Raw genomic sequence first — 3586 nt, 5'->3', positions numbered from 1 at the left:
CTCGTCCTGGGGGAGGCGGGGGGTCGCGCCCGGCGCGGGGCGCACCGCCCCGCCGTGTGTCTGTGTCACGCCGAACCGCCGCCCTGACCGTCCGCCATGGTGATCAGGGTCCCAGGCCCGGCGGCGCGCCGCCAACGCGGCCCCCGTCCGGCCGGCCGTGCGGACGGCGCCGCGCCCGTCCCGCCCGGTGGCCGCGCGGCCCGCGGCCCGCCCCGGTGAGCTGTGCACATCGTACTTGCCGGTAGATGCCCGGACCGTCCATCACCCCGGTTCCGCGCGCCGGGACGCGCCGCCGTTGCGGCGGTTCGCGGCCCCGCGCGACGATCGCGCGGGCGATGGTTGGGTAGGGTTTGTTCCGGACATGCCGTCGACCCTGCGCGGGAGAGACCCCATGCGGCCAGCGTGGGGCGCCGAAGGGGCAACCTCCCCGGAACCTCTCAGGCAAAAGGACCGCGCGGACGAGGCACCTCTGGAAAGCAGGCGCCGATCCCCCGACCGGGGGAGGGGCGGCTCACCGAAGGGGAAATCCCGCCCGGCGGGGGAAGCTCTCAGGTGCCGATGACAGAGGGGGAGACCGGCCGCCGGCCCGTTGCCGGCGGCGGCCCTGAGCGACCGCAGCAGCCAGGAGGCTCTCCATGACCGCCCAGTTCTTCGCCCCCGTGGCCTCGCCGCAGCACCCCCGTTCCACGTTCGCCGACCGGCACGTCGGCCCGTCCCCGGACGAGCGGGCCCGGATGCTGGCCGCCATCGGCTACTCCGGCGCGGAGGCGCTGATCGACGACGCCGTCCCGGCGGCGATCCGCACGTCCCGGCCGCTGGAGCTGCCGCCCGCGCTGAGCGAGACCGCCGCGCTGGCCCGGCTGCGCGAGCTGGCGTCCCGCAACACCGTCCTCACCTCGATGATCGGCCTCGGCTACCACGGGACGATCACGCCGGGCGTGATCCTGCGCAACGTCCTGGAGAACCCGGGCTGGTACACCGCGTACACCCCGTACCAGCCGGAGATCTCGCAGGGCCGCCTCGAGGCGCTGCTGAACTTCCAGACGGTCGTGTCCGACCTGACCGGCCTGCCGGTCGCCAACGCCTCCATGCTGGACGAGGGCACCGCCGCCGCCGAGGCCATGGCGCTCGCGCACCGGGTGTCCAAGCGCAAGGAGCCCGGGACGTTCCTGGTCGACGCCGACGCGCTCCCGCAGACGATCGAGGTCGTGCGGACCCGGGCGGTCCCGCTCGGCATCGACGTCGCCGTCGCCGACCTGTCCGCCGGGCTGCCCGACGGCGACTTCTTCGGCGTCCTGCTGCAGTACCCGGGCGCGTCCGGCGCCGTCCGCGACCTGGAGCCGCTCACCGCGCAGGCGCACGAGCGCGGCGCGAAGGTCGTCGTCGCCGCCGATCTGCTCGCCCTGACCCTGCTGCGGCCGCCGGCGGAGTCCGGCGCCGACATCGCCGTGGGCTCCGCGCAGCGGTTCGGCGTCCCGTACGGGTTCGGCGGCCCGCACGCCGGCTACATGGCGGTCGGCGAGGGCATCCAGCGGCAGCTGCCCGGACGCCTCGTCGGCGTGTCCGTCGACGCCGACGGCGCCACCGCGTACCGCCTCGCCCTGCAGACCCGCGAGCAGCACATCCGCCGCGAGAAGGCCACCAGCAACATCTGCACCGCGCAGGTCCTCCTCGCCGTCATGGCGAGCATGTACGCCGTCTACCACGGCCCCGAGGGCCTCGCCGCGATCGCCCAGCGGACGCACCGCCGCGCCGCCGAGATCGCCGCGGGCCTGCGCGCCGGCGGCGTCGAGGTCGTCCACGGCGCGTTCTTCGACACCGTCCTCGCCCGCGTCCCCGGCCGCGCCGCCGAGGTCGTCGCGGCCGCCCGCGAGCGCGGGATCAACCTGCGGCCCTCCGGCGCCGACCACGTCGCCGTCGCCTGCGACGAGACGACGCTCCCCGAGCACGTCACCGCCGTCCTCGAGGCGTTCGGCGTGCCCGCCGAGATCGGCGGCGCCGAGGAGGCCATCCCCGACGGCCTGCGCCGCGAGAGCCCCTACCTCAGCCACCCGGTCTTCCACGCGCACCGCTCCGAGACCGCCATGCTGCGCTACCTGCGCCGGCTCCAGGACAAGGACATCGCGCTCGACCGCTCGATGATCCCGCTCGGCTCCTGCACGATGAAGCTGAACGCCACCGCCGAGATGGAGCCGATCACCTGGCCCGAGTTCGCGAACCTCCACCCGTTCGCGCCGGTCGACCAGGCCGCCGGCTACCTCGAGCTGATCCGCGAGCTGGAGGACGCCCTCGCCGAGATCACCGGGTACGCCAAGGTGTCCGTCCAGCCGAACGCCGGGTCCCAGGGCGAGCTGGCCGGCCTCCTCGCCATCCGCGGCTACCACGCCTCCCGCGGCGACGAGCACCGCGACGTGTGCCTCATCCCGTCCTCGGCGCACGGCACCAACGCCGCCAGCGCCGTCATGGCGGGCATGCGCGTCGTCGTCGTCAAGTGCGACGAGGGCGGCAACGTCGACCTCGACGACCTGCACGCCAAGATCGAAAAGCACGGCGACCGGCTCGCCGCGATCATGGTGACGTACCCGTCCACGCACGGCGTGTTCGAGGAGTCGATCACCGACGTGTGCGCCGCCGTCCACGCCGCCGGCGGCCAGGTCTACGTCGACGGCGCCAACCTCAACGCCCTCGTCGGCCTCGCCCGCCCCGGCGAGTTCGGCTCCGACGTCTCCCACCTCAACCTGCACAAGACCTTCTGCATCCCGCACGGCGGCGGCGGCCCCGGCGTCGGACCCATCGGCGTCCGCGAGCACCTCGCCCCGTTCCTGCCGAACCACCCGCTCCGCGAGGAGGCCGGCCCCGCCGGCACCGGCGTCGGCCCGATCTCCGCCGCGCCGTGGGGCTCCGCGGGCATCCTGCCGATCTCCTGGGCGTACATCGCGATGATGGGCCCGGACGGCCTGCGCGCCGCGACCGAGGGCGCCATCATCGGCGCCAACTACCTCGCCGCCCGCCTCGGCCCGCACTACCCGATCCTCTACACCGGCCGCAACGGCCTCGTCGCCCACGAGTGCATCGCCGACCTCCGCAAGATCACCAAGGAGACCGGCATCACCGCCGAGGACGTCGCCAAGCGCCTCATCGACTACGGCTTCCACGCCCCGACGCTCTCCTTCCCCGTCGCCGGCACCCTGATGATCGAGCCCACCGAGTCCGAGGACCTCGCCGAGCTCGACCGGTTCTGCGACGCCATGATCGAGATCCGCCGGGAGATCCAGCGCGTCGCCGACGGCGGCTACGACCGCGAGGACAACCCGCTCAAGAACGCCCCGCACACCGCCGCCTGCCTCGTCTCCGACGACTGGAAGCACGCCTACACCCGCGACGAGGCCGCCTACCCCGTCCCCGCGCTCCGCGAGACCAAGTACTGGCCCCCGGTCCGCCGCATCGACCAGGCCTACGGCGACCGCAACCTCGTCTGCTCCTGCCCCCCGCCGGAGGCGTTCGAGGACTGAATCTTTCCAGGGGGGCGACCCCCTGGAACCCCCGTTGCGACGGGCGGGCTGTTTCGCGCTCCGCTAGAGCTCCG

1 protein-coding gene and 1 riboswitch are annotated in these 3586 nt (G+C 74.2%); the gene reads left to right on the top strand.

Translation table 11 applies throughout. The features are described from left to right. Positions 1-368 precede the first annotated feature (368 nt). A riboswitch (glycine riboswitch) is annotated at positions 369-463 on the top strand. 172 nt (positions 464-635) lie between these two features. Beyond that, positions 636-3512 (top strand): aminomethyl-transferring glycine dehydrogenase, encoded by a 2877-nt coding sequence (gene gcvP / locus ABZ914_RS48560; RefSeq protein WP_500201385.1) that lies wholly within the window; start codon positions 636-638, stop codon positions 3510-3512. Positions 3513-3586: the final 74 nt, after the last annotated feature.

The organism is Spirillospora sp. NPDC046719, from assembly GCF_040645715.1.
GTDB lineage: Bacteria > Actinomycetota > Actinomycetes > Streptosporangiales > Streptosporangiaceae > Spirillospora.
Note: the sequence above shows the minus strand (reverse complement) of the source record. Positions and strands in the feature narration are given on the sequence as shown.